Source organism: Cellulomonas sp. 73-92 (assembly GCF_001898175.1).
Taxonomy (GTDB): domain Bacteria; phylum Actinomycetota; class Actinomycetes; order Actinomycetales; family Cellulomonadaceae; genus Cellulomonas.
In genome coordinates, this window is sequence record NZ_MKTH01000014.1 from 134365 (window position 1) to 159436 (window position 25072).

The window sequence follows — 25072 nt, forward strand, 5'->3', positions numbered from 1 at the left end:
CCACAGGACGTGCGCGGCAGGTCACGACGGGACGTTCGCCTCGATGTCGGCCAGCCACGCCGACGGGTCGGCGTCCGACGGCATGCGCCAGTCGCCGCGGGGCGACATTGTGCCGCCCGCGCTCACCTTGGGGCCGTTCGGGAGCGCGGAGCGCTTGAACTGGTTGCCGAAGAAGCGGCGGACGAAGACGACGAGCCATCGCTTGATCTCGGCGAGCTCGTAGGCACGGCGCTGGTCGGCGGGGTAGCCGGGCGGCCACGCGCCGGCGCCGGCGTCGCGCCAGGCGTGCCAGGCGAGGAAGGCGACCTTCGAGGGGCGCGTGCCGTGGCGCAGCACGTGGAACAGCGTGAAGTCCTGCAGGGCGTAGGGGCCGACGATCTGCTCCGTGCTCTGCATCGGGGCGTCGGCCGTGGCCGGGACGAGCTCGGGGGAGATCTCCTGGCCGAGGATCCGCGTGAGGACCTCGTTCGTGGCGTCGTCGAACAGCCGCTCGCCGATGACCCAGCGGATGAGGTGCTGGATGAGCGTCTTCGGCACGCCGGCATTGACCCCGTAGTGCGACATCTGGTCGCCGACGCCGTACGTGCACCAGCCGAGCGCGAGCTCGGACAGGTCGCCCGTGCCCAGCACGATGCCGCCGCGCTGGTTGGCCGCGCGGAAGAGGAAGTCCGTGCGCAGCCCGGCCTGCACGTTCTCGAAGGTGACGTCGTACTGCTCCGCGCCCTCGGCGTAGGGGTGACCGAGGTCCGCGAGCAGCTGGCGGGCCATCGGGCGGATGTCGACGGTCTCGTGGGTGGTGCCGAGCGCCGCCATGAGCGCCAGGGCGCTGCCCTTGGTCGTCTCCGAGGTGGCGAACCCGGGAAGCGTGAACGCGAGGATGTCGCTGCGGGGCCGGCCCAGCCGGTCCATCGCGTTGGCCGCCACGATGAGCGCGTGCGTCGAGTCCAGGCCGCCCGAGACGCCGATGACGACCTTCGAGCTGCCGATCGCCTGCAGCCGCTGCGCCAAGCCGCTGACCTGGATGTTGTAGGCCTCGTAGCAGTCGAGGGCGAGCCGCGCCGGGTCGTCGGGCACGAAGGGGAACCGGTCGACGTGCCGGCGCAGCCCGATGTCGCCCGCCGGGGGGTCGAGCTCGAACTCGACGCGCCGGAAGGCTCCGGACGGCTCGAAGCCGAGGGCGCGGCGGTTGTCGTCGAACGTGCCCGTGCGCAGCCGTTCCTGGCGGATCCGGTCGAGGTCGACGTCGGCGACCGTCACGCGGGGCCCGTCGGGGAAGCGGTCGCCCTCGGCGAGCAGGTCGCCGATCTCGTAGACCATCGTCTGGCCGTCCCACGACAGGTCGGTGCTCGACTCGCCCCGGCCCGCGGCCGCGTAGACGTAGGAGGCGAGGCACCGCACGGACGCGGAGCGCACCAGCAGCCGGCGGTCCTCCGCCCGGCCCACCGTGATGGGGCTGCCCGAGAGGTTGGTGAGCACGGTGGCGCCGGCCAGCGCCGCGTGCGCGCTCGGCGGGACCGGCACCCACATGTCCTCGCACACCTCGACGTGCAGCACCAGGCCGCGCCCGTCGGTCGCCTCGAAGAGCAGGTCGGGCCCGATCGGCGCCTCCTGGCCGGCGACGACGACGGTGCCGTCGACGTCGTCGCCCGGTGCGAACCAGCGCCGCTCGTAGAACTCCCGGTACGTCGGCACGTACGACTTCGGCGCCACGCCGAGCACCCGGCCGCGGTGCACGACGAGCGCGACGTTGTAGACCCGGTTGCCGAACGCGAGCGGCGCGCCGACGACGAGGACGGGCAGCAGGTCGGCGGAGGCGGCGACCAACCCCTCGATGGCGTCCTGCACCGCGTCGAGGAGGGCGTCCTGGAGGAACAGGTCGTCGATGGCGTAGCCGGACAGGCACAGCTCGGGGAACACGGCCACGCCGACGCCCTCGTCGTGCGCCGTGCGGGCGGCCGCCAGGACCGCCGCGAGGTTGGCGGCGGGGTTGGCCACCGTGACCGGGACGGTGCAGGCCGCGACGCGGACGAACCCCTGGGCGTAGGCGGAGGCGAAATCCACGCGGCGAGTCTTCCACGGCCGCCCCACGCCGTCGCCGCTGGTCGCACTGGTCCCACCGGGACGGGCGACACGCGGCGGCCGGTCACCCTCCAGAGTGAATGCGTCCGGGACGAAAGGCCCGCTACCTGGACGCTTGTCAACCAAGCCCGCCCGTGACTCCTGTCATCGGGGGCGAATACTGGGGACTTTGGTCCCAAAACTGCGGGCTGGCGTGCAGAATTGCCGACATGAACTTCGACTCCGACCCTCAGATCACGTGGGCATGGACCGTGACCGACGCGGAGATCCGCGTCGCGAAGCGTGACTGGTTGCGGGCTCGGGACAACGACGCCCCCACCGAGGACGTCGAGATGGCGTTCGAGTACTACCGCATGCTCATGAGCGCGCAGGCGCAGCAGATCGCCGAGGAGTTCCGCTCCCGGCACACCGCCTGACGGCGCGGTGAGCGCCGCCGGGCACGCGCCCGCTCAGGCCTCCGGGTCACGAGCGGCGACCGGCTCGGGGCGCACCTGCACGCGGACCAGCGCCCCTGTCTCGACCCGCTCGGCCGCCGCGTGCTGCACCACCAGCTCCGTCCCGTCCTCGGTGCGCACCTGCGTGCGGCGCACCGCCCCCAGGTAGCTCGTCGCCACGACGATCGCTGGGGCACCCTCCGGGCCTAGCTCGAGGTTCTCCGGGCGCACGAAGACGAGGGCCGGGCCGTCGACCCGGTCACCGAGCAGCGGCACCCGCCGGCCCAGCACGGTCGCCGTCCCGGCGGACACCATGGCCGGAACCAACGAGCTGCGGCCGATGAACTCCGCGACGAACGGCGTGGCCGGGCGCATGTAGAGGTCCTCGGGCGTGCCGTGCTGCTCGATCGTCCCGGCGTTCATCACGGCGACCCGGTCGGAGATGGCCAGGGCCTCCTCCTGGTCGTGGGTGACGAACACAGTGGTGATCCCCAGGCGCTGCTGGATGCGGCGGATCTCGTCGCGCAGCTGCACGCGCACCTTGGCGTCGAGGGCCGACAGCGGCTCGTCGAGCAGCAGCACACGGGGCTCGGTGACCAGGGCGCGGGCGAGCGCGACCCGCTGCTGCTGGCCGCCGGAGAGCTGGTGGGGGTAGCGCTGCGCGAGCTCCGCGAGGCCGACGAGCTCGAGCGCCGCCGCGACGCGCTCGGCGGCCTCCGCCGCGGGCACGCGGCGCGTGCGCAGCCCGAACGCCGTGTTGCGGGCCACCGACAGGTGCGGGAAGAGCGAGTACGACTGGAACACCATCCCGATGTCCCGCTTGTTCGTCGGGACGCCGGCCATGTCGCGACCGGCGATGGTGATCCGACCGCCGTCGAGGTGCTCCAGGCCCGCGAGCAGGCGCAGCGCCGTGGACTTGCCGCACCCCGAGGGACCGAGCAGGCAGACGAGCTCGCCCGGTGCCACGTCGAGGTCCAGCCCGTGCAGCACGCGCTGGGCGCCGAACGCCTTGACGACGCCGGCGAACCGGACGCCCGAACCGTCCTCGTGGTCGGGCCGGGCGACCGCGGCCGTGCGGTGCGGGGCGGTGAGGGGCAGCGTCATGGGATCTCCGGGGGTGGCGGGGCCGGTCATCGGCCGGACCGGACGGTGAGCAGGCGACCGACGCGGTCGATCACCAGGAGCAGGACGAAGACGAGGGCGAGCGACAGGAGCGACATGATCACCGCCACGAAGGGGTCGATCTTCGAGACGACGACCAGCGCGGTCTGCATGTTCTGCCGGTTGAGCAGGGACGCGATGGTGAACTCGCCGAGCACGACGGCGACCGAGATGAGGCCCGCGAGCATGAGCCCCCGGCGCACGTTGGGCGCGATGACCCGGAGCAGCACGCGTCCCCAGCTCGCGCCGAGCGAGCGCGCGGCCTCCGCGTGGGTCCGGGTGTCGACGGCATCGAGGTTGGCCTGCAGGGCCCGGTAGGCGAACGGCAGGCACGTGATGCCGTAGGCAAAGGCCAGCGACCAGATGCCCGTGCCGAACGCGTGCCCGATGACGAGGTAGATGGGCGCGAGCCCGACGACGAGCGCGATCGAGGGCAGCGCGATCGGCAGGAGCGCGACCACCTCCATCCAGCGCCGCAGCCGCGGGAACCGCAGGTGCACCAGCACCATGGTCGGCGCGACGAGGAGCATGACGATGGCGATGGTTGCCACCGCCAGGACCAGCGAGTTGCGCAGGCCCTGCCACAGCGGGGCGTACACCTCCGGCCGCGCGGGGTGCAGCATGTCCGCCCAGTGACCCCAGCCGTGGCCGTTGCCCTCGCGGAGCGTGAACTCCGCCATGCCCACGAGGGGCACGGCGAACAGCGCGCCGACGAGGGACAGGACGAGCACCCGGAGCCAGCGTGCGGGTGCGATGGCGCGATTCATCGCTGCCACCTCGCCGCGCGGCGCTGCACCGCCGAGTAGGCCCACATCACCAGGGCCATGACGACGACCATGCCGAGCGCGAGCGCGCCCGCGAGGTTCTGGCGTCCGAGCACGGTCTCGCTGGTCAGCGCCGCGCGGATCTGCAGCGGGACGATCTGCGCGCCCTGGCTCGCTAACGCCGCCGCGGTGGCGTACGACGAGAACGCGTTGGCGAAGAGCAGCAGGAAGCTGGCGAGGAACGACGGCGCGAGCACCGGCACGGCGACGCGGGCCCAGAACGTGCGGGTGGTCCCGCCCAGCGTCAGCGTCGCCTCCGCCCACTGCGGCCGCAGCGCCGTCAGCGCCGGCAGGAACGTGATGACCATCATCGGCACCTGGAAGTAGATGTACGGGAGGTACAGCCCGGGCATGGCGTAGATCCACGCGCCGGACGCGAAGATGTCGATGCCGAACGACTGGCGCAGCCAGACGGTCACCATGCCGCGCAGCCCGATCGTCGCGATGAACGCGAAGGCGAGCATGACGCCGCCGAACTGGGCGATCACGCTGGCGGCCGACTCGAGCAGCCCGCGGGCGAAGCCACCTTCGCGCAGGCCGAGGGCCGCGACGCACACGAGCGCGCCGACGACGGCACCGACGACCGCCGAGGCGGCGGACAGGGTGATCGAGTTGCGGAAGGTGCGCAGCACAACGGGATCGCCGAGCGCCGAGAGGTTGCCCCACGTGAACGCGCCGTGCTTGTCGAAGAGCCCCGTCCCGATGGCCAGGACGGTCGGCAGCGCGAGGAAGAGCAGCACGTAGGCGGCGAAGGGCGTCAGGCCGAGCGGGGCCGCGAGGCGCGAGGCGCGCACGCGCCACGCCGGCACCGGCCGGGCCGGACCACGGGGGTCCGGCCCGGCCGCGCCACGCGTGCGCAGGGGGGACAGGGTGGTCATCGGCTCAGGAGATCGCCGCGGCCCACTCCTGGCCGAGGAGATCGCCCGCCTTCTTGCTCTGGGCGTCGGAGGGCACGAGCGTCGTCGCGGGAGCCGGCGGGAGCTTGCTCCACAGCGCCTCGTCGAGGGTCCCGGCCTTCTGCATCGCGGTCGCCCGCACCGGGCGGGCGCCGCCCTTCAGCCAGAGGTTCTGCGCCTGGTCGCTGTAGAGGAACTCCTCCCACAGCCGGGCGGCCGCCGGGTGCGGGGCGTCCTTGTTGACAGCCTGGTTGTAGTACGCCGCATAGCCGTTGCCGGGGAAGACGACGACCTTCCACGCGGGGTTGTCCTTGACGTGCGTCGCGTTGAGGTAGTCCCAATCGAAGACCACCGGGGTCTCGCCGTCGGCGACCGTGGCCGTGGTGACGTCGATCTTCAGGAGGTTTCCGGCCTTCTGGAGCTTGCCGAAGAAGTCGATGCCGGGCTGGTAGTCGTCGAGCGAGCCGCCGGACTGCACGGCCGCCATGCCCACCGCCGCGAAGGCCGCGCCGGCCTGGGTCGGGTCGCCGTTCATGGCGACGGCACCCTTGTAGGCCGGCTTGAGGAGGTCGGACAGCTGGCCGGGCGCGGGGTACTTCGACGAGTCGTACCCGATGGACATGTACCCCCCGTAGTCGCCGGTGAACAGGCCCGACTGCTCCTTGAGGGAGGAGTCGATGTCGTTCCAGCCGGCCACCTTGTAGGGCGCGAAGTGGTCCGTGCTCTGCAGGGCGACGGTGAGGCCGACGTCGAACACGTCGGGCGCGGTGTCCAGGCCCTTGTTCGTCTTGGCGGCGTCGATCTCCTCGGCGCTCGAGGCGTCGGGCGAGGCCTCGTTGACGGTGATGCCGGGGTACTTCGCCTTGAACGCGTCGATGATCTCGCCGTAGTCGGCCCAGTCGCGGGGGAGGGCGATGACGTTGAGCGCGCCCTCCTTCTTCGCGGCGGCGGCGAGGTTCTCCAGCGAGCCGAAGGCGGTGAGGCTGGTGGCGGTCGCGGCGTTCACCGTGCCACCCGCGGTCGACGAGCCGGCCGGGGCGGTGCCACCCGCGGTGGTCGAGCCGGCGGCGGAGCAGGCGGTGAGGGCGAGAGCCGCGGCCAGGCCGAGGACGACCGGCGCCAAGCGCTTCGTCATGAGGAGCGTTCTCCTTGCGATGGAGGGGGCCGGACGCCCTGAGCAGGGCGAAGACCGGACCGGAACGTTCCAGGACGGTAGGAGTGGCCGGTGAGGGGACGGTGAACGGTGGCGGAACGCCGCGCGCACGCCGTCCGACGACATGGCGCCGGAGGGCGCCACCGCGTCAGGTCCAGGCGGCGGTCGCCAGGTAGCCCAGGCTCGCGGCGGCGACGGTCAGCACCAGGGTGCCGAGCGCGTTGGCCACCGCCCGCCGGCGGTCGCCGGCCTGCGCCAGGCGCACGGTCTCGACCATCGCGGTGGAGAACGTGGTGTAGCCGCCGCAGAAGCCCGTCGCAGCCACGGTGTACCAGGTGACCGGCAGCGCGCCCGTGGCCAGGGCGCCCGCGAGGGCGCCGATCACGAGCGACCCGCTGACGTTGATGGCGATCGTCGCGAGCGGGAGCCGCCCGGCCCACCGGCCGCGGAACCAGCCGTCGACGACGAACCGGCTGGCGGCGCCGAGGCCGCCGACGAGGGCGACGAGCAGCGGGGTCATCGCGACGCCTCGCTCGCGACGGCGGCCGCGGCCTCGTCGTGCGCCCTACGTGCGGTGGTGCGGCGCGCCGCCGAGGCGGCGACGGCGACGCCGGCCACGCACGCCAGCGTGCCGCCGACCACGGTGGCGAGGGCGTACCCCACGGCGATCCCGGCCCGGCCGCCGACGAGCAGCCCGTGCAGCTCGAGCGCGAACGCGGAGTACGTGGTGAACCCGCCGAGCACACCCGTGCCGAGCGTCAGGCGCAGCCAGCGCCGCCGGTGCGTCTCGTGGCCGCGGCTGAGCAGCCACTGCAGCAGGAACCCGAGGAGGAAGGCGCCGACGACGTTCTCGGTGAGCGTCCCCAGGGGCACGCCGTCGCGCGGGGGCAGGGCGTGCGAGAGCCCGTAGCGCGCGACGCTCCCGAGCGCGCCGCCGACGGCGACGCTGGCGACGAGCACGGGATCGGTGTGATGCGGAGCGTGATGCGGGGCGTGATGCGGAGCGTGGTGCGGTGCCGTCATGCGGCCGGTCCCGCGGACGCGGCGCCGTGCGGCGGAGCGGGGACGAGCAGCACCGGGCGCCGCTGCGTGTGCGCCAGCCGGCCCGCGACCGAGCCGCTGACCAGCTGGTTCATCCAGTGCATCAGGCCGGGCCGGTGGGTGCCGACGACGATCATCCGGGCGTCGTGCTCGTCGGCCACCAGGGACAGACCCCGAGCGGCCTCGCCCGTCGTGTAGACGAACCGCCACGGCAGTCCCGTCGGGCCGAGCCGCGCCGCGAGCCGGGCGGCGATGGCGTCGTCGGGCGACTCGTCGTCGCCCTCGTCGTGGTCGGAGTCGACGGGCAGCAGGTCGACCGACCCGTCGGGCTCGCGCTCCGCGACGAGGTGCGCCGGGTCCACCCAGACGCACACCAGGCCGGTGCCCAGCGCGCCGGCGAGCGTGGCCGCCTCGTCGACCACGCGCGGGCTCTGCCCCGGCTCGATGCCGACGATGACGGGACGCGCCGGCGACGGCGCGGACCAGGGGCGGGGGAACGAACGTGTCATGGCAGCCTCCGCGTCGTTGCGCAGCTGATCACGCCGATCATCGGGCAATGGGCACACTCCTGTCGCTGGGAGCAGGAACCATCAGCCGGCCGGCGGTTCCGTCGTCATCGACGCGGGCGGGATCCATCGCCGACGGCGACTCTACGGCACGCCGCGGGCCCGCCACGTGCGCACGGTTGGGCGGGAGGTCCCTCGACCGGCGCGGCCACCTCGGCCAGCCTGGAGGCGGTCGATCGGGACAGGGGAGGGGGCACCGGTGCGCGACGCGGCGTGCGGCTCGGCGGCCCAGGTGACGCGGCGCGCCAGCATGCAGTCGTACCTGACCATCCGCGCGCTGGCGGACCCGGCGTACCGGCCCGACGCCTTCGCGCTGTACGCCTACTTCCGATGGCTGGACGACGAGGTCGACGAGCACCTGGCGACGGCCGCCGAGTGCGCAGCGCTCGTCGCGCGCGAACGCCAGCTGCTCGAGGCCGCCGCCGGGGACACGCCGCTGCCGGGGTTCGGCGCGTGCCGGCAGGAGCGGTTGCTCGTCGGGCTGCTGCGGTGCCCGGACGGCACGCCTCGGGGCGACGCCGCCGGGGCCAGGCTCGCCCTGGCGTCGATGCTCGACGTCATGGCGTTCGACGCGACGCGGCGTGGCCGGTCCGTCACCGCCGCCGAGCTCGACGACTACACGCACACGCTCGCGGTCGCGGTGACGGAGGCGCTGCACCACTGCATCGGGCATGGCACCGGTTCGCCGCACGACGCGTCGCGCTACGTCGCCGTCACCGGCGCGCACGTCGCCCACATGCTCCGCGACCTGCGCCGCGACGTCGTCGACGGCTACGTCAACGTGCCCGCCGAGATCCTGGCCGCCGGGGTGTCGCCGGACGAGCCCGACTCCGCCGCCTTCCGTGCCTGGGTGCGGGAACGGGTGGACCTGGCACGCGGCTGCTTCGGCGCGGGACGCGCCTACCTCGCGCGCCTGGACAGCGCCCGGTGCCGGCTCGCCGGGCACGCGTACATCGCGCGGTTCGAGTGGGTCCTGGACGCGATCGAGCGCGAGGGCTACCGCCTGCGGGAGCGGTACCCGGAACGCAGCAGCCTGCGCGGCGGGCTGGCGATCGGGTCCGCCGCGCTCCGGTCGGCGGCGGCGGCGCGCGACCTGCACCCGGTGGGTGGCCGATGACCGGGCGCGCCGGGACGTCCGTCGTGGTGGTCGGCGCCGGTGTCGGTGGGCTGTCGGCGGCGATCCACCTGGCGCGGCACGGCCTGTCGGTGACGGTCGTCGAGAAGAACGCCGAGCCGGGTGGGCGGGTCGGCTCGTTCTCCCGGGACGGTCACGTGTTCGCGACCGGGCCGACGCTGCTCGTCATGCCGCACCTGTACCGCACCGAGCTGGCGGCGCTCGGGGCCGACTTCGAGCGCGACCTCGAGCCGCGGCGGGTGGACCCGACGTACCACCTGGCGTTCGACGACGGCACGCGCCTCGACCTGACCTCGGACCTGACCACCTTGGCGGCGCAGGTCGAGGCCCTCGAGCGGGGCGCGACGGACGGCCTGCTGCGCTACCTCGCGGAAGGCCGCCGCCACTACGACCTCGCGATGCCCGGCCTCGTCGAGCGTGACTTCCGCTCGGCCCGGGAGTTCGTCACGCCGCGCACCCTGGCCCTGGCGCTGCGGCTGCGGGCGCTCCAGCCGCACTACCGGCACATGGCGGAGTTCTTCGCGTCGCCGAGGCTCCGCGCGGCGTTCAGCTTCCAGGACGTCTACATGGGCCTGAGCCCGTTCCGCGCACCTGCCACGTTCTCGCTCACCCCGTACTCGGAGCTCGCGCACGGGGTCTGGTACCCGCGCGGCGGCATGCGCCGCATCGTCGAGGTTCTGGTCGCCCTCGCCGAGGAGGCCGGCGTCCGGTTCGCGTACGACGAGCCCGTGGTTCGCATCGACCTCGAGGGGGAGCGCGCGAGCGGGCTCGTCCTCTCGGGGGGTCGCGCCCTGCGTGCCGACGCCGTGCTCGCGAACGCGGACCTGCCGTACGTCTACCGCCGGCTGCTGCCGGACCGGCGGGCGTCCTCGGCGCTGGCGCGCCGCCGCTCGTCGGGCTCCGCGATCTCGTTCTTCTGGGGACTCGACGCCACGTTTCCCCAGCTCGCGCCCCACACGCTGTTCCTGGCCGACGACTACCGCGACAACTTCGAGCGCATCGAGCGGAACCTGCCGTTGCCCGCCGCGCCGAGCCTCTACGTGCACGCCCCGGCGCGCCTGGACCCGACGGCGGCGCCCGCCGGGGGCGACACCGTCGTCGCGGTGGTCCCGACCGGCCACCTGACGTACGACGGCGACGACCCGCGCCGCGTGGCGGACCAGGGAGCGCAGTGGGCGACCGCCCGAGACGCCGCGCGCCGCGCCGTCCTCGACCGCTTGGGGCTCCTCGGCATCGCGGACCTCGAGCGTCACATCACGGTCGAGGCGACGGCGACGCCATTGGACTGGCGGGGCCGGTTCAACCTCGAGCGAGGTGCGACCCACGGACTGGCGCACACGCTCACCCAGCTGGCGTACCTGCGGCCCCACAACCGCCACGCCCGGTACCGCAACCTTTACTTCGCCGGGGCGTCCACGCACCCCGGCACCGGCGTGCCCACGGCGCTCGTCTCCGGCAGGCTCGCGGCCGCGCGCCTGGTCGACGACCGGACGGGTGCTGCCTAGCCGTGCCGCCCGCCCGGCGGCCGAGCCCGCCACTGGCATGATCGGCGCGTGCCCGGACTGGTCGTGATCTCCCCGCACCTCGACGACGCCGTGCTCTCCCTCGGCGCCTACGTCGCCGATGTGGTCCGTTCCGGCGAGCCGGTGGAGGTCTGGACCGCCTTCACCCGCGCGCCGGCGGCCGGGGCCGTGCCGCGCGGCCTGCGACGCTTCGCCGACTACCGTGCCCGCATCGCCGAGGACGGCCACGCCCTGGAGCTGCTGGGCGCGGGGGCCCGGCGGCTCGACCTGCCCGAGCGGGTGTGGCGCACGCCGCCCGCCCGCGGGCTCGGGGCGGCCTTCCGGACCCCCGTCGACGCGACGGGCTTCGAGCAGCTCGGACCGCTCGAGCACGCGGTCGCCGAGGCGCTCGCGCGCCCTGGGTCCCGGCTCCTCGCACCGCTCGGCATCGGTCACCACGCCGACCACCTGGAGGTCGCGGTGGCCGCGCTGAACGTGGCGCTGCGACTGGGTGCCACGGATCGGGTCGGCTTCTACGAGGACTTCTACGCGCTGGGCAACGGCGCCCGGCGCCGGCACCCGGTGTCGCGGGACGACGCCGGGCCGCTGTGGCGCCGGGTCCGGGACGCCCCCGGCTGGGCGGGGCCGCTCGAGGGCATCGTGCTCGGCGTGACGCCGCTGGTCGCGTCGGGGCCGTCGCTGAGCACGTACGTGCCGGCATCGTCGGCCCTGGCCTGGCGGCCGACGCCCCATCCGGTCGAGCCTTGGGCGCAGGAGCAGCAGCTGGCGGCCGTCGCGCAGTACCGCAGCCAGACGCCCGCGCTCGGCGGGATGCGCCAGCTGGCGAGGATCGTGCGCCGCGCGCACCGGGTGCGCGGCGGGGACCTCATCTGGTCGGTGCGCCCCTGCTGATCCGGTCACCGAGCACCACCGTGCCCGGGTCCGGCACGTGTCCCGCGCCGCCGCCCCGCGTGCTCGAGGGCCGGCGGTCGTCCGACGCCGCGGACGCCGCTCGGCGGATGACGGTGGCGAGCCGGGCGGACTGGACGCCCTCGCCGAGCTGCTCCGCACGGTGGCGCGCCGCGGTGCCGAGCCGCTCCCGGAGCGCGGGATCGCGCAGGTCGGCGAGGGCCTTGGCGTAGCGCGCGGGGTCCGGCGGGACGACGATCGCGGACACGCCGTCCTCGACGACCCCGTTCACGGTGTCCGACACCAGGAGCGCCAGGCGCTCGTGCGCGGCCTCGTTGAGCACGTAGGCCTGCGTGTCCACCACCGACGGGAAGGCGAACACGTCGGCGCTGGCGTAGATCCCGCCGAGCTGCCGCCGCGGGTACGGCCCGATGACCGTCAACCGGTCCGCGACACCGAGCCGGGTCGCCTCGGTCACGAGCCGCTCGCGGAGCGGTCCCTCGCCGACGAGCGCCAGCTGCGCATCCACCCCGGCGTCCACGGCCATCCGCAACGCGTGGAGCAGGAGCCGGAGGTTCTTCTCCGGGGCGAACCGCCCGACGTACAGCACGCGCAGCGCGCCCTCGCGCCAGACCAGCTCGGCGGGCACGGGCGCGGGCGGCAGGCGGTCGATGCCCGTCGGGAGGACCGTCACGGGGACGTCCGGGCAGACGATGCCGTAGGTCGGCAGGCCCTTCGAGGACAGGAGGACGACCTCGCGGGCACTCGCGTACACGGCCGCGGTGGTGCGCTCCACCAGCCGGCCGGGCAGGCCGACGTCCTCCCGACGACCGAGCGGCGGGCGCCGCAGGAACGCCGCGCGCGCGCGTCGCGAGGTCGCCATGAGCAAGAGCGGCTTCACGCCGCTCGACCCCACGGCCCGGAAGGCGCTGTAGTAGGCCGTCGCCCCGGTCGTGTCGGTGGAGACCACCATCACCAGCGGGATGGAGTAGACGGCCGAGAGGATGATCCCGAGCATCCCGACACGCCCGAGGGTCGAGACCACGATCGCGTCCGGTCGCTCGCGGCGGGCGCGAAGCACCTCGGCCAGGACCGAGTACCGGGCGTGGTGATCGCCGGGGTACCCGACGTCACGGATCGACCGGAACGTCACACCCGCCGGCTCCCGGCGGCGACCGGCCTCCCCGCCGTCGGGTGCGAACGTCCGCGGGTCCAGACCGAGGAGCTCGAGCTCGCGCTGCCACGACTCGACCATGTAGGAGGGGCCGGCAGCGTGCCCGAGCGGCAGGTCGACGAAGATCCACACGCTGAGCACTACCCGTGTCCCCTTCGTCGTCCCGCCGATGTGCGAACAGATCGTCTCAGGTCCGGCGACCCTCGCGGGGCGAAGTCCGCCGCCTGCCGGGCGTGTCGGACGGTTCGGGGCCGCGAGGCGCTCGCTCAGGCGGCGCAGCGCCCGGCTCTTGGTGGTCGGCACGGCTCGACGGGCCTCTTCCGTGTCTACCCCGGATCAGTGCCCGACGGTGCCCACGTAGTGCGCCAGATGGTTGAGCGAGATGACCGGACCGGTGACGAGGACCGCCAGCGCCACGACGAGCGCGGCGCTCGCCATCACCCAGGCGGTCGTCGTGAGGACGGGGGCACCCCGGAACGTCGCGTTCTCGTAGTCGCGCCACGCCCGGACGCCGAGGAAGACGGCTGCTGCCACGCCGACGTACCAGATCGTGTCCGCACCGTGCATCGCGATGCCGATCGCACCGGCGACGAGGAGGACTGCGAGAGCGCCGCCGAAGAGCGTGAAGCCCCGGCGACGCAGCCTGAGCGCGTCGTCGAGCCGGTTGCGCCGGTAGGCGGCGCCCTCGGTCACATGGTCGGCGAGGTTGAGGGACTGCCCGATCCGCACGGTGGGGAGGCTGCCGAACGTCGAGGGCGGTGCCGTGGCGGCAGCAGGGACCGACACCGTCGGGACGGTCGGTCGCGTGTGCTCGGTCCAGGTCGAGCCGTCGAACCATCGATCCAGGCCCGGCGTCGCGTCGTCGTGGTACCAGCCTGCAGCGGGGAGCGTGCCCATGGACCGAGTTTCGCAGCACGATCTTCGTCGCGCCGGACGTTTCGCCACGGATCTGGCCCAGAACGCGTAGCCGTACCTCTTCGCCACGACATGCGGAAGGCCGCCTCGGATCTCTCCGAGACGGCCTTCGACCTGCGGTGATGCTGGTGGGCGATACTGGGATCGAACCAGTGACCTCTTCCGTGTCAGGGAAGCGCGCTCCCGCTGCGCCAATCGCCCGTTCCTGGTGGAGCTCCGAGGTGGAGACGGGATTCGAACCCGTGTATACGGCTTTGCAGGCCGCTGCCTCGCCTCTCGGCCACTCCACCCTGAGACGGCGTTCCTCAACGGCTGAGCCGTGGTGGATAGCCTCCGAGCGGACGACGGGATTCGAACCCGCGACCCTCACCTTGGCAAGGTGATGCTCTACCCCTGAGCCACGTCCGCACGCCATGTCTGCCCTTCCGGGCGTCCCTGGTGCGTCGAAGACTCTAGCCGACGGCGGCGACGTGAGTCCAACCGGCCTGGTCACCAGGCGGTCGTGCGTCACACGGGGCGTCACGGCGGGGGCGGTGGGCGGCGCCGCCGGTAGCCTCGCGCCATGGAAGAGGTCGACTTCGGCATCGCGGGCCAGGTGGCGCTCGTGACGGGCGCGTCGCGGGGGATCGGGCGCGACCTGGTGCTCGCGCTGGCCGCCGCCGGCGCGGTGGTCGGGGCCGCGGCGCGCACGACGAGCGACCTCGACCACCTGGTGGCCGAGGTGGCCGCGGGCGGTGGGACGGCCTTCACCGTCGCCATGGACGTGGCGGACGTCGCGTCCGTGCGACGAGCCGTGGCCGAGGTCGAGGCCGTCCACGGGCGCATCGACATCCTCGTGAACGACGCCGGCCTCGGGTTCAACCACGACGCCCTGGACGTCACCGAGGACGACTGGGACCAGATGATGGCCGTGAACGCGCGCGGCCTCTTCTTCGTCACGCAGGCCGTCGCCGCCGGCATGGTGGCTCGCCGGTACGGGAGGGTCGTGCACATCAGCTCGCAGGCGGGCCTCGTCGGGATCCCGCGCCACGCGGTCTACGCGGCGAGCAAGGGAGCCGTCACCATGCTCACCAAGGTGCTCGCGCTCGAGTGGGCCCCGTTCGGTGTCACCGTCAACGCCGTCGCGCCGACCTTCGTCCGCACGCCGGGGACGGCGGCGCGCCTCGACGACCCGGCGTTCGCCGCCGACGTCGTCTCCCGGATCCCGGTAGGCCACGTGGGCACGACGACCGACGTCGCGGCCGCGGTGCGCTACCTCGCCTCGCCGGCCGCGGGCCTCGTCACGGGGACCGTGCTGGTGGTCGACGGCGGCTGGACCGCGCAGTAGGGGACCGACGACTCGGTCGTCGTCGCTCGTCGTGCCCGGACGCGGAACGTGCCCGGACGTGGAAAAGGCCGGAAACCCCTGAGGGGGCGCCGGCCTCGGGCGACGATCGTGTCAGGCGGTGAGCAGCGTCGCGATGAGCGCGCTGATCTCGCCCTCCATGCGCTCGCTCTCGCCACCCAGCGGCACGAGCGACTCGGTCGCGGCGAGGAAGCGGACGACCGGCTCGGTCGGGGCCGCCAGCAGGGCGCTGCCCTCGATGCCGGACAGCGAGATGAGCAGGTAGTCGGGGTCCTCGTCACGCCACACCTGCACGTCACCGGCGCCCGCCGGCTCGTCGGCCGTGGCGTGGATGCCCTGGTCGAGGAGCTCGCGCCCGATCAGCCAGGTGGAGGTCGACTGCGCGCCCCGGAACACCGCGCGCACGGTGTAGGGATCGCCGGTCCGGAAGCCGAGGTCGGTGGTGACCGGCAGGACGCTCGCGTCGGCGCCGATGAGCTGCATGGCGACGACTTCGAGGACGTCGAACGACGAGCTCGTCACCGGCCCTCCCTCTCTTCACGCGAACTCGGACCATTCATGCTGACAAGTACATCGGCTCCGGAGCGGTCTGACTCGATCCCTTGACCCGTGAAGATTCGGTGGAACAGGCAGTAGCACCCATCCCCACAGGCAGAAGCCTGTCGCCTGTCCGGCTTGTCGTCCAGTGTCCGGTTCGGAGTTCACCCCGGAGTGTGGATACGATCTGTCGTCATCGCGGGCGATTGGCTCAGTGGTAGAGCGCCTCGTTCACACCGAGGAGGTCACTGGTTCGAACCCAGTATCGCCCACCCGACGCGAGGGCCCCCGAGCCGGCACTGCCGGTCGGGGGTCCTCGCGCTGTCGGTGGCGCACCGGCGCGCCCGGGCTCGGCTACGGCGGCGGCGTCTGATCGGCGACGAAGGCCTGCAGCTCGGCGCTGAGCAGCGCCACGAGCGCCTCGTCGTCCGGCACGACGTCGGGGTCGGTGACGACCGTGACCGCCAGCTCGCCGGCGTAGGAGAGAACCGCGAACGACGCTCCGACGTTGCCGGGGTTCACCGCGACCGGCAGCAGCGCGCTCACCTCGTGACCGGCGATGCGCAGCCGGTGCGCGGGGCCGCGCACGTTCGTCTCGAACGTGTGGACCAGGCGCTGGTGCTCGACGAACCACCGGAACCATCCGAGCGCGGCGAGCCGGCGGAACGCGGCGCTCAGGGGCAGCGCCGACCGGCCCCGCGGACGGTCCTTGCGGCGCGCCGTGGCGGCGGCGACGTGCCGCACCTGGGCGGCCCGGTCGAGCGCCACGGGCACGGCGACCGGTAGGACGCCGTTGTCGTTGCCGGCCCGTCGGTCGTCCGTGCGCCGGGCCGTCACGGGGACGGACACGACGAGGCGTCGCGGGTGCTCTCCCCGTGCTGCGAGGAGGTCCGCCAGGGCGCCGACGACCGCCGCCACCATGGCGTCGTTGATGCTGCCCCCGTGGCGGTGCGCGCCCTCGCGGAACGCGGCAAGAGTCACGCGGGCGACGTGCAGACGGCGGGTGGGGCCCGTCGCGCGGTTGAGGGACGTGCGGGCGGCGAGGTGAGGCGGCCCGCCGCCGAGGAGCTCCAGCAGCCCGTGCAGCCAGGCCAGCGCACTGCGTGCGGCCCGCGGCGCCTCGAGGGGACGGGGTGCCGCGGCGTCGTCTGCCGGCTCCGGGTCGGCGAGCGCGGCGAGCACTCCCAGGCCGCCCAGGCCGTCGGCAAGCACGTGGTGCAGCACCACCACCAGCGCCCCTCGGCGTGCGGGCGTGTCGTCCCACCCGGTGAGCCACCGCGCCGACCAGAGCGGACGCGCGCGGTCGAGCGGCGTGCAGACGAGGTCTGCGGCGTCGTCGAGCACGGCCCGCTCGCCGCCGCCGGGCAGCTCGCGGGAGGTGACGTGGCGGCCGGGGTCGGCGGCGTCGTCGATGGTCCAGGACGGACGGCGCTGCGGCCCGACGAGCACCTGCACGAGCCGCGGCACGCCTCGAGCCCGGTCGACGAGGGTGTCGGGGACGCGCGTCGTGCCGTCGTCGGCCCCGTCGACCAGGAGGATGGCCGCGATGTGCATCGGCGCCGGGCCGCAGTCCGACGCCAGCATCGTCAGGTCGGCGACGCCCAGCGGCTCGAGGCCGTGGCCCGGGGCGGCCGCACCGGGTCCCGCGGGTGCCATGCCGGGAGGGTCCACCCGGCCCGGTGCCACCGGACGGGGCGGAGGTCCCGCGGTCCCGAGGGGACCCGCCTGGGCCCGCGCCCCCGCAGGCCGGAATCGGGGCATATAGGACTATTGTCCTAAATCACCCTTCGTGCCCATACTCGCCCCAGCCGGCACGCGGCACACCCGGGACGGGGGGGCACATGGAGGAGGGCCCGGCCGCACGCCCGTCCCGCCGCCCCGCCGCGGTCGCGCGGGTCCTGCTCGCGTCGCTCGTCGCCGCACCGGGGCTCGCGGTCGTGCTGTCGGCGTCGAGCGCGTCGGCGGCGCTCGGGGACGGCGGGGACGGCTATGCCGCACCCACCGTCGTGACCGTCGCCGTGCCCTCGCCGCCCGGCCCGGCGCGGCGCGCGGTCGTCGTCCCGTCGCCCACGCCGAGCCCCGCGCCGACGGCGACCGCGGCCGCCGTGGCGCCGAACGTGGTGGTGCCGCCCGCGCAGGCGGCGGCCGCCCCGCCCCAGGACGCGCCGACCCCGATCACGGCTCCGTCGCAGCGCCCGACGATCCTCCGGAACGTCCTCCCGACCATCCGCGACGTGCTGTCCGACCCGCGGCGGATCGCGGTGGGGGCGGCAACGGCGGCGCTGTGGTTCCTGCTCGTCGCGCTGCCCGGCTCCCTGCTGGACTCGGCGATCGAGAGGCGTTCGCACGGCCGGATGGGCCGCGCCCTCGCCGCGGTCAGCCTCGCCCTCACCGGTGCGATCGAGCGGGTGTCCCGACGCACCCGGTGGAAGCTCGCGGGACCCCTGCTCATCGCGCTGCTGGCGGGGGCCGCGTTCGGCTTCGCCGACCCGCACCTCGCCTGGGACGGCCGTTCCCTGAGCACCATGGCGTCCCTGTTCGTCGCGCTCACGCTCATCACCGTGGTCGCCTCCCAGGTCGGCGCGCTGCTCGCCCGGACGTGGTGGGGCATCGACGCCGAGGTGCGGGCCGAGCCGCTCGGCCTGCTGGCGGCTCTCGCGGGCGTCGCGGTCGGGCGGTTCCTGTCGCTCTCGCCGGGCCTCTTCCTCGGGCTCGTCGTCGGCGTCGACGCCGGGGAACGGGCCGACAGGGTGCACCGGAGCAAGGCCGTGGTGGCGCGCCACGCGGTGGTGTTCACCTTCGCCATCGCCGCCTGGGTGGCGTACTCCTCCTTCTTCGCCCATCGCCCCGAGGAGGGGATCGCCGGCTTCACCTCCGACGTGCTGTCCGCGACGACGATCGAGGGGCTCACCTACCTCGTGACGAGCCTGCTGCCGCTGCCGCTGCTGGCCGGCCGCGAGGTCTTCCTGCACTCGAAGCGGCTGTGGGCGGGGCTGTACGGGCCCTTCGCGCTCGTGTTCGCGGTCCTGGCGCTGCCCTCGATCCTCGGCGAGCAGGAGCGCAGCCCGTCGACGGTGGCACGGCAGGGCGCCGTCATGCTGGCGTTCACCGCCGTCTCGATCGTCGGCTGGCTCCGCTCCCGCAACCGCACACCGGCCCCCGACGAGCTCCAGCGCGTCTGATCACGTTTCTCGACAGGCTTCTCGACAGGCTTCTCGCCACGCTTCTCGCCACCCTTCCGGCCACCGGCGCGGCGCCGGGAGCTGGCAGCGGTGCGGGATCGGTAGCATCGAGCACGCCCGGCCCGGCTGTCCGCCGTGAGCCGCGAGGCGAACCGGTCCCCAAGGAGCTGCGGTCGTGTCCGAGCAGATCACCCTCACCGTCGACGGCGTCGTGACGACCGTGGCGGCGGGCACGACGGGCACCGACCTCTTCTCGGACCGGCGGGACGTCGTCGTCGTGCGCGTGGACGGCGAGCTCCGCGACCTGTCGCGCGAGGTGCCCGACGGCGCGGTCGTCGTGCCCGTGACCCTGGCGGAGCCGGACGGCCTCACGGTGCTGCGGCACTCGGCGGCGCACGTGCTGGCGCAGGCGGTCCAGGAGGTCAACCCGAGCGCGCGCCTGGGCATCGGCCCGCCGATCACCGACGGCTTCTACTACGACTTCGACGTCGAGCACCCGTTCACGCCCGACGACCTGCGCGAGCTCGAGAAGGTCATGGCGCGCATCGTCAAGGAGGGCCAGGCGTTCCGGCGCGTCGACGTCTCCGAGGCGGAGGCCCGCAAGATCGAGAAGGACGAGCCCTACAAGCTCGAGCTCATCGGCCTCAAGGGCGACGCGGGGTCGGAGGACGGCGCCAACGTCGAGGTCGGGCTCGGCGGCCTGACGGTGTACCAGAACGTCCGCCGCGACGGCACCGTCGCGTGGCAGGACCTGTGCCGCGGCCCGCACCTGCCGACCACCCGGCCGATCGCCAACGGGTTCCAGCTGATGCGCTCCGCGGCGGCCTACTGGCGCGGCAGCGAGAAGAACCCGCAGCTGCAGCGGGTCTACGGCACGGCGTGGCCGACGAAGGACGAGCTCAAGGCCTACCTCGAGCGCCTCGCGGAGGCGGAGCGCCGCGACCACCGGCGGCTCGGCGCCGAGCTGGACCTGTTCAGCTTCCCCGATGAGATCGGCTCCGGCCTGGCGGTGTTCCACCCCAAGGGCGGGATCGTGCGGATGGAGATGGAGGAGTACAGCCGCCGTCGGCACGTCGAGGCCGGCTACTCCTTCGTCAACACCCCGCACATCACCAAGGCGAAGCTGTTCCAGACCTCGCGGCACCTCGACTGGTACGCCGACGGCATGTACCCGCCGATGCGCCTGGACACCGAGTACCACGAGGACGGGACGGTCAAGCGCGAGGGGCAGGACTACTACCTCAAGCCGATGAACTGCCCGATGCACAACCTCGTCTTCGCCGCGCGCGGGCGCTCCTACCGCGAGCTGCCGCTGCGGCTGTTCGAGTTCGGCACCGTGTACCGGTACGAGAAGTCCGGTGTCGTGCAGGGCATGACCCGAGCCCGCGGCTTCACCCAGGACGACGCGCACATCTACACCACCCGCGAGCAGATGCGCGACGAGCTGGCCTCGCTGCTGACGTTCGTGCTCGACCTGCTGCGCGACTACGGGCTCAACGAGTTCTACCTCGAGCTGTCGACGCGCGACCCGAAGAAGTCGGTGGGCGACGACGCGAGCTGGGACGAGGCGACGGAGACCCTGCGCGAGGTCGCCACCGCCTCGGGCCTGACCCTCGTCGACGACCCGGGTGGCGCGGCGTTCTACGGGCCGAAGATCTCCGTCCAGGCGAAGGACGCGATCGGCCGCACCTGGCAGCTGTCGACCATCCAGCTCGACTTCTTCGAGCCCGAGCTGTTCGAGCTGGAGTACACGGCGGCCGACGGCACGCGGCAGCGGCCGGTGATGATCCACCGCGCGCTGTTCGGGTCGATCGAGCGGTTCTTCGCGATCCTCGTCGAGCACTACGCCGGCGCGTTCCCGGCCTGGCTGGCGCCCGTGCAGGTCGTCGGCGTCCCCGTCGCGGAGGCCTTCGACGACTACGTCAAGGAGGTCGTCGCGAAGCTGACGGCCCGGGGGATCCGCGCCGAGATCGACCTGTCCGACGACCGGTTCGGCAAGAAGATCCGCAACGCCGCGAAGGACAAGGTCCCGTTCGTGCTCATCGCCGGTGGCGAGGACGTCGCGGCGGGCGCCGTCTCGTTCCGCTTCCGCGACGGCCACCAGGAGAACGGCGTGCCGGTCGACGAGGCCGTCGAGCGGATCGTCGCGGCCGTGCGGGACCGGGTGCAGGTGTGAGCGAGGACCCGGGCCCCGGCCCGGCCCTCGACCGCGCCGGGGAGCTCGCGGGGGAGCCCGACGGGTTCCAGCGGCTCTGGACGCCGCACCGCATGGCCTACATCGGGGGGGAGAACAAGCCGGCCGACGGCGCGCCCGGCTCCGGCTGCCCGTTCTGCCGGGCGGCGACGCTGCCCGACGACGAGGGGCTGGTCGTCGGGCGGGGACCGCTGACGTACGCGCTGCTCAACCTCTACCCGTACAACTCCGGGCACGTGCTCGTCTGCCCGTACCGGCACGTCGCCGACTACACCGACCTGACGCCCGACGAGGTCGCCGAGCTGGGCACGACGACGCGGGTGGCGATGCGCGCGCTGCGCGCGGCGTACGCGCCGCAGGGCTTCAACCTGGGCATCAACCTGGGCGACGTCGCCGGTGCCGGCATCGCGGCACACCTGCACCAGCACGTGGTGCCGCGGTGGCGCGGCGACGCGAACTTCCTGCCGATCGTCGCGCGGACGCGGGCGCTGCCGGAGATCCTGGCCGACACGCGGTCCCGGCTCGCCGCCGCGTGGGCGCGGGCCGCCGCCGACGAGCCCGCGGTGCAGCACGACGAGGGGAGCCCGGCGTGCTGAGCCGGTTGCGTGCGGTCTGGGGCCGCCTCATGGGGCCGCTGGCCGACGGCCTGCTGCGCCTGGGCGTCACGCCCGACCAGGTGACGATCGGCGGCACCGTGGTGTCGGTCGCGCTCGCGCTGTGGCTGTTCCCGACCGGCCACCTGTTCCTCGGCGCGATCCTGCTGGGCGTCTTCACCGTGCTCGACACGATCGACGGCCTCATGGCGCGCCGGTCCGGGCACAGCGGCCCCTGGGGGGCGTTCCTGGACTCGACGCTCGACCGGTTCGCCGACGGCGCGATCTTCGCCGGCCTCGTGCTCTGGTACACCGGCCGGGGTACCGACCGGCTGACGGCGATCCTCGCGCTGGCATGCCTGGTGCTCGGGGCGATCGTGCCCTACGCCCGCGCCCGCGCCGAGGGCCTGGGCATGACGGCCAACGTCGGCATCGCCGAGCGTGGCGACCGGATCCTCGTCTCGCTCGTCGCCGCCGGGCTCGTCGGGCTCGGTGTGACGCGCGTCCTGCTCACGGTGGCGCTGGGCCTGCTGGCGGCGGCGTCGCTCGTCACCGTGGTGCAGCGCATGCTCGTCGTGCGCCGCCAGGTGCGGGAGGCGGCCTCTTGAGGCTCGATGTCGGCCGCGCGTACGCGACGGCCTGGCGCTGGGGTCGGCACGTCCCCGGACCCGTGGTGCGGGCGCTGGCCCGGGCGGCCGCCGATGTGACATGGCTCCGCCACGGCGGCGGGGTGCGCCGGCTGGAGGCGAACCTCGCCCGCGTGCGCCCGGACCTGGACGCGCGGGCGCTGAGGCGGCTGTCGCGGGCCGGGATGCGCTCGTACCTGCGGTACTTCGGCGAGGCGTTCACCCTGGCGGGCGTCGGCTGGGAGCGGATCGCCGCACGCGTCACCGTGGTCAACCGCGCGGGGGTGGAGCGGCACCTCGAGCAGGGCCGCCAGGTCGTGCTGGTCCTCGGCCACCTCGGCAACTGGGACCTCGCCGGCGCGTGGGCCACCCGGGAGCTCGCGCCCGTCACCACGGTCGCCGAGCGGCTCGAGCCCGAGGAGGTCTACCAGGAGTTCCTCCGGTTCCGGGAGGGCATCGGGCTGCGCATCATCCCGGCGAGCGGCGGCGGGGACGTGTTCCGTCAGCTCGTGCGGGCCGCGCGCACCGGCCCCGGGCTCATCCCGCTGCTGGCGGACCGGGACCTGACGGCCAAGGGTGTCGAGGTGGACCTGTTCGGGCACCGAGCCCGGGTCGCCGCCGGCCCGGCAGCCCTCGGCGTCGTCACGGGCGCGCCGGTCTTCGCCACCGCCGTCACGTACGAGCGGCTGCGCGGTGCGCGGCGGCGCGCGGCCGGCACGCCCTGGGGCATCCAGCTCGAGTTCATCGAGGTGCCCGTGCCGCCGGCGGAGCTGCCGGCCCGGGAACGGATCCGCGTGATGACGCAGGAATGGGCGGACATCCTGGGTGACCGGATCCGCCGGCACCCGCAGGACTGGCACATGCTGCAGCGCGTGTTCGTCGAGGACCTGGACCCGGAGCGGTACGCCGCCACGGTGGCCGCGGAGGTGAGCCGGTGAGGGCACTGTCCCGCCAGCGGCACCACCACCTGCGGGTGGGCCTCGTCTGCCCGTACTCGTTCGACATGCCGGGGGGCGTGCAGTTCCACGTTCGCGACCTGGCCGAGTCGCTGCTGGAGCGCGGGCACGAGGTGTCGGTGCTCGCGCCCGCCGCGGACGACACGCCGCTGCCCGACTACGTCGTCGCCGCCGGCCGCGCGGTACCGGTGCACTACAACGGCTCGGTGGCCCGCCTGACGTTCGGGCCCGTCACGGCGGCGCGCGTGCGCAAGTGGCTGACCGCCGGCCAGTTCGACGTGCTCCACCTGCACGAGCCGGTGACGCCGAGCGTCGGCATGCTCGCCATGTGGATCGCCGACGGTCCCATCGTCGGCACGTTCCACTCGTCGATGAACCGGTCGCGTTCGCTCCAGCTGGCATACCCCCTGGTGCGCCAGTCGCTCGAGAAGATCTCGGCGCGCATCGCGGTGTCGGAGGACGCCCGCCGCACGCTCGTCGAGCACCTGGGCGGCGACGCCGTCGTCATCCCCAACGGCGTCTTCGTCGACCGCTTCGCGGGCGCCGAGCCGGACGCGCGCTGGACCGGCACCCTCGAGGCGCCCACCATCGCGTTCCTCGGCCGGCTCGACGAGCCCCGCAAGGGGCTGCCCGTGCTGCTGGGTGCCGTGCCGGCGGTGCTGCAGCGGATCCCCGGCGCCCGGTTCCTCGTCGCGGGCCGCGGCGACTTCGGGGCCGACGAGGCGGCGCAGGCTCTCGGCCCGCTGGCCTCCTCCGTCGAGTTCGTCGGCGGGGTGTCCGACGAGGAGAAGGCGCGCCTGCTCGCGTCGGCGGACGTCTACTGCGCGCCGCAGACCGGCGGCGAGTCGTTCGGCATCGTGCTCGTCGAGGCGATGGCGGCCGGGACTCCCGTGGTGGCCAGCGACCTCGGCGCGTTCTTGCGCGTGCTCGACGAGGGCCAGGCCGGGGTGCTGTTCCGCACCGGCGACAGCGCGGACCTGGCGGCCACCCTGCTGCGCGTGCTGGACGATCCCGGGCTGCGCCGCGACAAGGTGGCCGCCGGCCGGCAGGCCGTACGCCGCTACGACTGGCCCGGCGTCACCGACCAGGTGCTGGCCGTGTACGAGATGGCGGTCGCCGGGCACAACGCGCCCGTCGGCGAGGACCCGTCCTCGCTGCGCGGCTCGCGCGGCCGGCGGGCGGGCAAGGAGAACCGGTGAGCTGGAGCTGGGCCGAGGTCGTCCTCGTCGTCGGCGTGGTCCTCGCGCTGGTGCTGTGGTTCGTGTGGGTGGACGCGAGCCGGCTCGACCGGTTGCACCGCCGCGTCGACGCCTCGCGGAGCGTCCTCGACCAGCAGCTGGTGCGGCGGGCGACCGTCGCCGCCGAGCTCGCGACGAGCGGCGCGCTCGACCCGGCGAGCTCGATCGTCGTCGGCGAGGCCGCGTGGGCCGCCCTCACGGCCGGGGGCGACCCCGGGCCCGCCGGCGCCGCGGGTGAGCTGCGCACCGTGCTCGCCGAGGGCGAGCCGCCACCGTCCCGGGTCACCCTCGACGGACTCGACCGCAGCCAGATCGAGAGCGACCTGACCGCGGCCCTGCGCGAGGTGCTCGACGACCCCCACGAGGTGGCCCTCATGGTCACCGACGAGGCCGGCGGCGCCCTGCTCGACGACCTCTCCGCCGCCTGGTACCGGATGCAGCTGGCACGCCGGTTCCACAACGACGCCGTGGCACTGACGCGCAGCGCCCGGCGCGCCCCGCTGGTGCGCCTGCTCCGGCTGGCGGGCAGCGCCCCCGAGCCGGTGACGTTCGAGCTCGACGACGAGTGGCCCGAAGGCCTCCGTCACGTGCTGCCCCGAGGCTGAGACGTTG

General features: G+C 74.0%; 24 protein-coding genes, 4 tRNA genes and 1 riboswitch. Of the genes, 13 read left to right on the forward strand and 15 right to left on the reverse strand.

Annotated elements, in window-relative coordinates; translation table 11 throughout:
- Positions 1 to 21: 21 nt before the first annotated feature.
- Positions 22 to 2061 (reverse strand): NAD(+) synthase, encoded by a 2040-nt coding sequence (locus tag BGO37_RS10880; RefSeq protein ID WP_291754751.1) that lies wholly within the window; start codon positions 2059 to 2061, stop codon positions 22 to 24.
- 227 nt (positions 2062 to 2288) lie between these two features.
- Here BGO37_RS10880 and BGO37_RS10885 point away from each other — a divergent pair, with 227 nt between their 5' ends.
- Positions 2289 to 2495 (forward strand): hypothetical protein, encoded by a 207-nt coding sequence (locus BGO37_RS10885; RefSeq protein ID WP_291754753.1) that lies wholly within the window; start codon positions 2289 to 2291, stop codon positions 2493 to 2495.
- 33 nt (positions 2496 to 2528) lie between these two features.
- Here BGO37_RS10885 and BGO37_RS10890 read toward each other — a convergent pair whose 3' ends face one another.
- The 7 genes from BGO37_RS10890 to BGO37_RS10920 form a co-directional block, all read right to left on the reverse strand.
- Positions 2529 to 3617 carry an ABC transporter ATP-binding protein gene (locus tag BGO37_RS10890; RefSeq protein WP_291754755.1) on the reverse strand — a complete coding sequence of 363 codons (1089 nt, stop codon included), beginning with the start codon at positions 3615 to 3617 and terminating at the stop codon, positions 2529 to 2531.
- Positions 3618 to 3643: 26 nt separating this feature from the next.
- Positions 3644 to 4441, reverse strand: coding sequence for an ABC transporter permease (locus BGO37_RS10895; protein WP_291754756.1), 798 nt, complete (start codon positions 4439 to 4441; stop codon positions 3644 to 3646).
- The gene (locus BGO37_RS10900; RefSeq protein ID WP_291754757.1) at positions 4438 to 5376 is read right to left on the reverse strand and encodes an ABC transporter permease; all 939 of its coding nucleotides are present in this window, start codon (positions 5374 to 5376) and stop codon (positions 4438 to 4440) included. The genes BGO37_RS10895 and BGO37_RS10900 overlap by 4 nt, the downstream gene beginning before the upstream one ends.
- A 4-nt stretch (positions 5377 to 5380) precedes the next feature.
- Positions 5381 to 6529, reverse strand: a complete 1149-nt coding sequence (locus BGO37_RS10905; protein WP_291754759.1) for an ABC transporter substrate-binding protein — start codon at positions 6527 to 6529, stop codon at positions 5381 to 5383.
- 166 nt (positions 6530 to 6695) lie between these two features.
- Positions 6696 to 7067 carry a CrcB family protein gene (locus BGO37_RS10910; RefSeq protein ID WP_291754761.1) on the reverse strand — a complete coding sequence of 124 codons (372 nt, stop codon included), beginning with the start codon at positions 7065 to 7067 and terminating at the stop codon, positions 6696 to 6698.
- The gene (gene crcB / locus BGO37_RS10915; RefSeq protein ID WP_291754763.1) at positions 7064 to 7507 is read right to left on the reverse strand and encodes a fluoride efflux transporter CrcB; all 444 of its coding nucleotides are present in this window, start codon (positions 7505 to 7507) and stop codon (positions 7064 to 7066) included. The genes BGO37_RS10910 and crcB overlap by 4 nt, the downstream gene beginning before the upstream one ends.
- 59 nt (positions 7508 to 7566) lie before the next feature.
- Complete coding sequence (locus BGO37_RS10920) at positions 7567 to 8097, reverse strand: universal stress protein (RefSeq protein ID WP_291754765.1); 531 nt, start codon at positions 8095 to 8097, stop codon at positions 7567 to 7569.
- Positions 8098 to 8162: 65 nt separating this feature from the next.
- A riboswitch (Fluoride riboswitch) is annotated at positions 8163 to 8237 on the reverse strand.
- A gap of 116 nt (positions 8238 to 8353) precedes the next feature.
- On the opposite strand from BGO37_RS10920, the gene BGO37_RS10925 reads away from it, so the two are divergent.
- Genes BGO37_RS10925 through BGO37_RS10935 form a run of 3 tightly spaced genes read left to right on the forward strand, consistent with a single transcriptional unit; the run spans position 8354 to position 11703 of the window.
- Positions 8354 to 9271 carry a squalene/phytoene synthase family protein gene (locus BGO37_RS10925; RefSeq protein ID WP_291754767.1) on the forward strand — a complete coding sequence of 306 codons (918 nt, stop codon included), beginning with the start codon at positions 8354 to 8356 and terminating at the stop codon, positions 9269 to 9271.
- Positions 9268 to 10794 carry an NAD(P)/FAD-dependent oxidoreductase gene (locus BGO37_RS10930; RefSeq protein ID WP_291754771.1) on the forward strand — a complete coding sequence of 509 codons (1527 nt, stop codon included), beginning with the start codon at positions 9268 to 9270 and terminating at the stop codon, positions 10792 to 10794. Before BGO37_RS10925 ends, BGO37_RS10930 begins: the two co-directional genes overlap by 4 nt.
- Before the next feature lie 48 nt (positions 10795 to 10842).
- Positions 10843 to 11703: a PIG-L family deacetylase gene (locus tag BGO37_RS10935; protein ID WP_291754773.1), complete on the forward strand. Its 861-nt coding sequence runs from the start codon at positions 10843 to 10845 to the stop codon at positions 11701 to 11703.
- Here the strand turns inward: BGO37_RS10935 and BGO37_RS10940 are convergent.
- From BGO37_RS10940 to BGO37_RS10960, 5 genes are all read right to left on the reverse strand, one after another.
- The gene (locus BGO37_RS10940) at positions 11678 to 13015 is read right to left on the reverse strand and encodes a glycosyltransferase (RefSeq protein WP_291754775.1); all 1338 of its coding nucleotides are present in this window, start codon (positions 13013 to 13015) and stop codon (positions 11678 to 11680) included. The two genes, BGO37_RS10935 and BGO37_RS10940, sit on opposite strands and share 26 nt — an antisense overlap.
- Positions 13016 to 13210: 195 nt before the next feature.
- Positions 13211 to 13771, reverse strand: coding sequence for a DUF2510 domain-containing protein (locus tag BGO37_RS10945; protein WP_291754776.1), 561 nt, complete (start codon positions 13769 to 13771; stop codon positions 13211 to 13213).
- 144 nt (positions 13772 to 13915) lie between these two features.
- Positions 13916 to 13990, reverse strand: a tRNA-Val gene (locus BGO37_RS10950).
- A gap of 18 nt (positions 13991 to 14008) precedes the next feature.
- Positions 14009 to 14079 (reverse strand) — tRNA-Cys (locus tag BGO37_RS10955).
- A 46-nt stretch (positions 14080 to 14125) separates the two neighbouring features.
- Positions 14126 to 14197, reverse strand: a tRNA-Gly gene (locus BGO37_RS10960).
- 154 nt (positions 14198 to 14351) lie between these two features.
- On the opposite strand from BGO37_RS10960, the gene BGO37_RS10965 reads away from it, so the two are divergent.
- The gene (locus BGO37_RS10965) at positions 14352 to 15116 is read left to right on the forward strand and encodes an SDR family oxidoreductase (RefSeq protein ID WP_291754777.1); all 765 of its coding nucleotides are present in this window, start codon (positions 14352 to 14354) and stop codon (positions 15114 to 15116) included.
- 111 nt (positions 15117 to 15227) lie between these two features.
- Here the strand turns inward: BGO37_RS10965 and BGO37_RS10970 are convergent, their stop codons facing one another.
- On the reverse strand, positions 15228 to 15656 hold the full coding sequence (locus BGO37_RS10970) for an SsgA family sporulation/cell division regulator (protein ID WP_291754779.1): 429 nt from the start codon (positions 15654 to 15656) through the stop codon (positions 15228 to 15230).
- Positions 15657 to 15871: 215 nt separating this feature from the next.
- Here BGO37_RS10970 and BGO37_RS10975 point away from each other — a divergent pair.
- Positions 15872 to 15943, forward strand: a tRNA-Val gene (locus tag BGO37_RS10975).
- Between the two features lie 82 nt (positions 15944 to 16025).
- Here BGO37_RS10975 and BGO37_RS10980 read toward each other — a convergent pair.
- Positions 16026 to 17327, reverse strand: coding sequence for a wax ester/triacylglycerol synthase domain-containing protein (locus BGO37_RS10980; protein WP_291754781.1), 1302 nt, complete (start codon positions 17325 to 17327; stop codon positions 16026 to 16028).
- A gap of 185 nt (positions 17328 to 17512) precedes the next feature.
- Between BGO37_RS10980 and BGO37_RS10985 the strand changes: the two genes are divergently transcribed.
- The 7 genes from BGO37_RS10985 to BGO37_RS11015 all read left to right on the forward strand — a co-directional run bounded on the left by BGO37_RS10985 (position 17513) and on the right by BGO37_RS11015 (position 25065).
- Positions 17513 to 18853: a hypothetical protein gene (locus tag BGO37_RS10985; RefSeq protein ID WP_291754783.1), complete on the forward strand. Its 1341-nt coding sequence runs from the start codon at positions 17513 to 17515 to the stop codon at positions 18851 to 18853.
- Positions 18854 to 19028: 175 nt separating this feature from the next.
- Positions 19029 to 21029 carry a threonine--tRNA ligase gene (gene thrS, locus BGO37_RS10990; RefSeq protein ID WP_291754784.1) on the forward strand — a complete coding sequence of 667 codons (2001 nt, stop codon included), beginning with the start codon at positions 19029 to 19031 and terminating at the stop codon, positions 21027 to 21029.
- Complete coding sequence (locus BGO37_RS10995) at positions 21026 to 21643, forward strand: HIT domain-containing protein (protein ID WP_291754786.1); 618 nt, start codon at positions 21026 to 21028, stop codon at positions 21641 to 21643. Before thrS ends, BGO37_RS10995 begins: the two co-directional genes overlap by 4 nt.
- Positions 21637 to 22248, forward strand: coding sequence for a phosphatidylinositol phosphate synthase (gene pgsA / locus BGO37_RS11000; RefSeq protein ID WP_291754788.1), 612 nt, complete (start codon positions 21637 to 21639; stop codon positions 22246 to 22248). The genes BGO37_RS10995 and pgsA overlap by 7 nt, the downstream gene beginning before the upstream one ends.
- A complete protein-coding gene (locus tag BGO37_RS11005) occupies positions 22245 to 23204 on the forward strand; it encodes a phosphatidylinositol mannoside acyltransferase (protein WP_291754790.1) in 960 nt (319 codons plus the stop codon). Before pgsA ends, BGO37_RS11005 begins: the two co-directional genes overlap by 4 nt.
- A gap of 29 nt (positions 23205 to 23233) precedes the next feature.
- A complete protein-coding gene (locus BGO37_RS11010; RefSeq protein WP_291755201.1) occupies positions 23234 to 24421 on the forward strand; it encodes a glycosyltransferase family 4 protein in 1188 nt (395 codons plus the stop codon).
- The gene (locus tag BGO37_RS11015; protein WP_291754791.1) at positions 24418 to 25065 is read left to right on the forward strand and encodes a hypothetical protein; all 648 of its coding nucleotides are present in this window, start codon (positions 24418 to 24420) and stop codon (positions 25063 to 25065) included. Before BGO37_RS11010 ends, BGO37_RS11015 begins: the two co-directional genes overlap by 4 nt.
- The last annotated feature ends 7 nt before the right edge of the window (positions 25066 to 25072 follow it).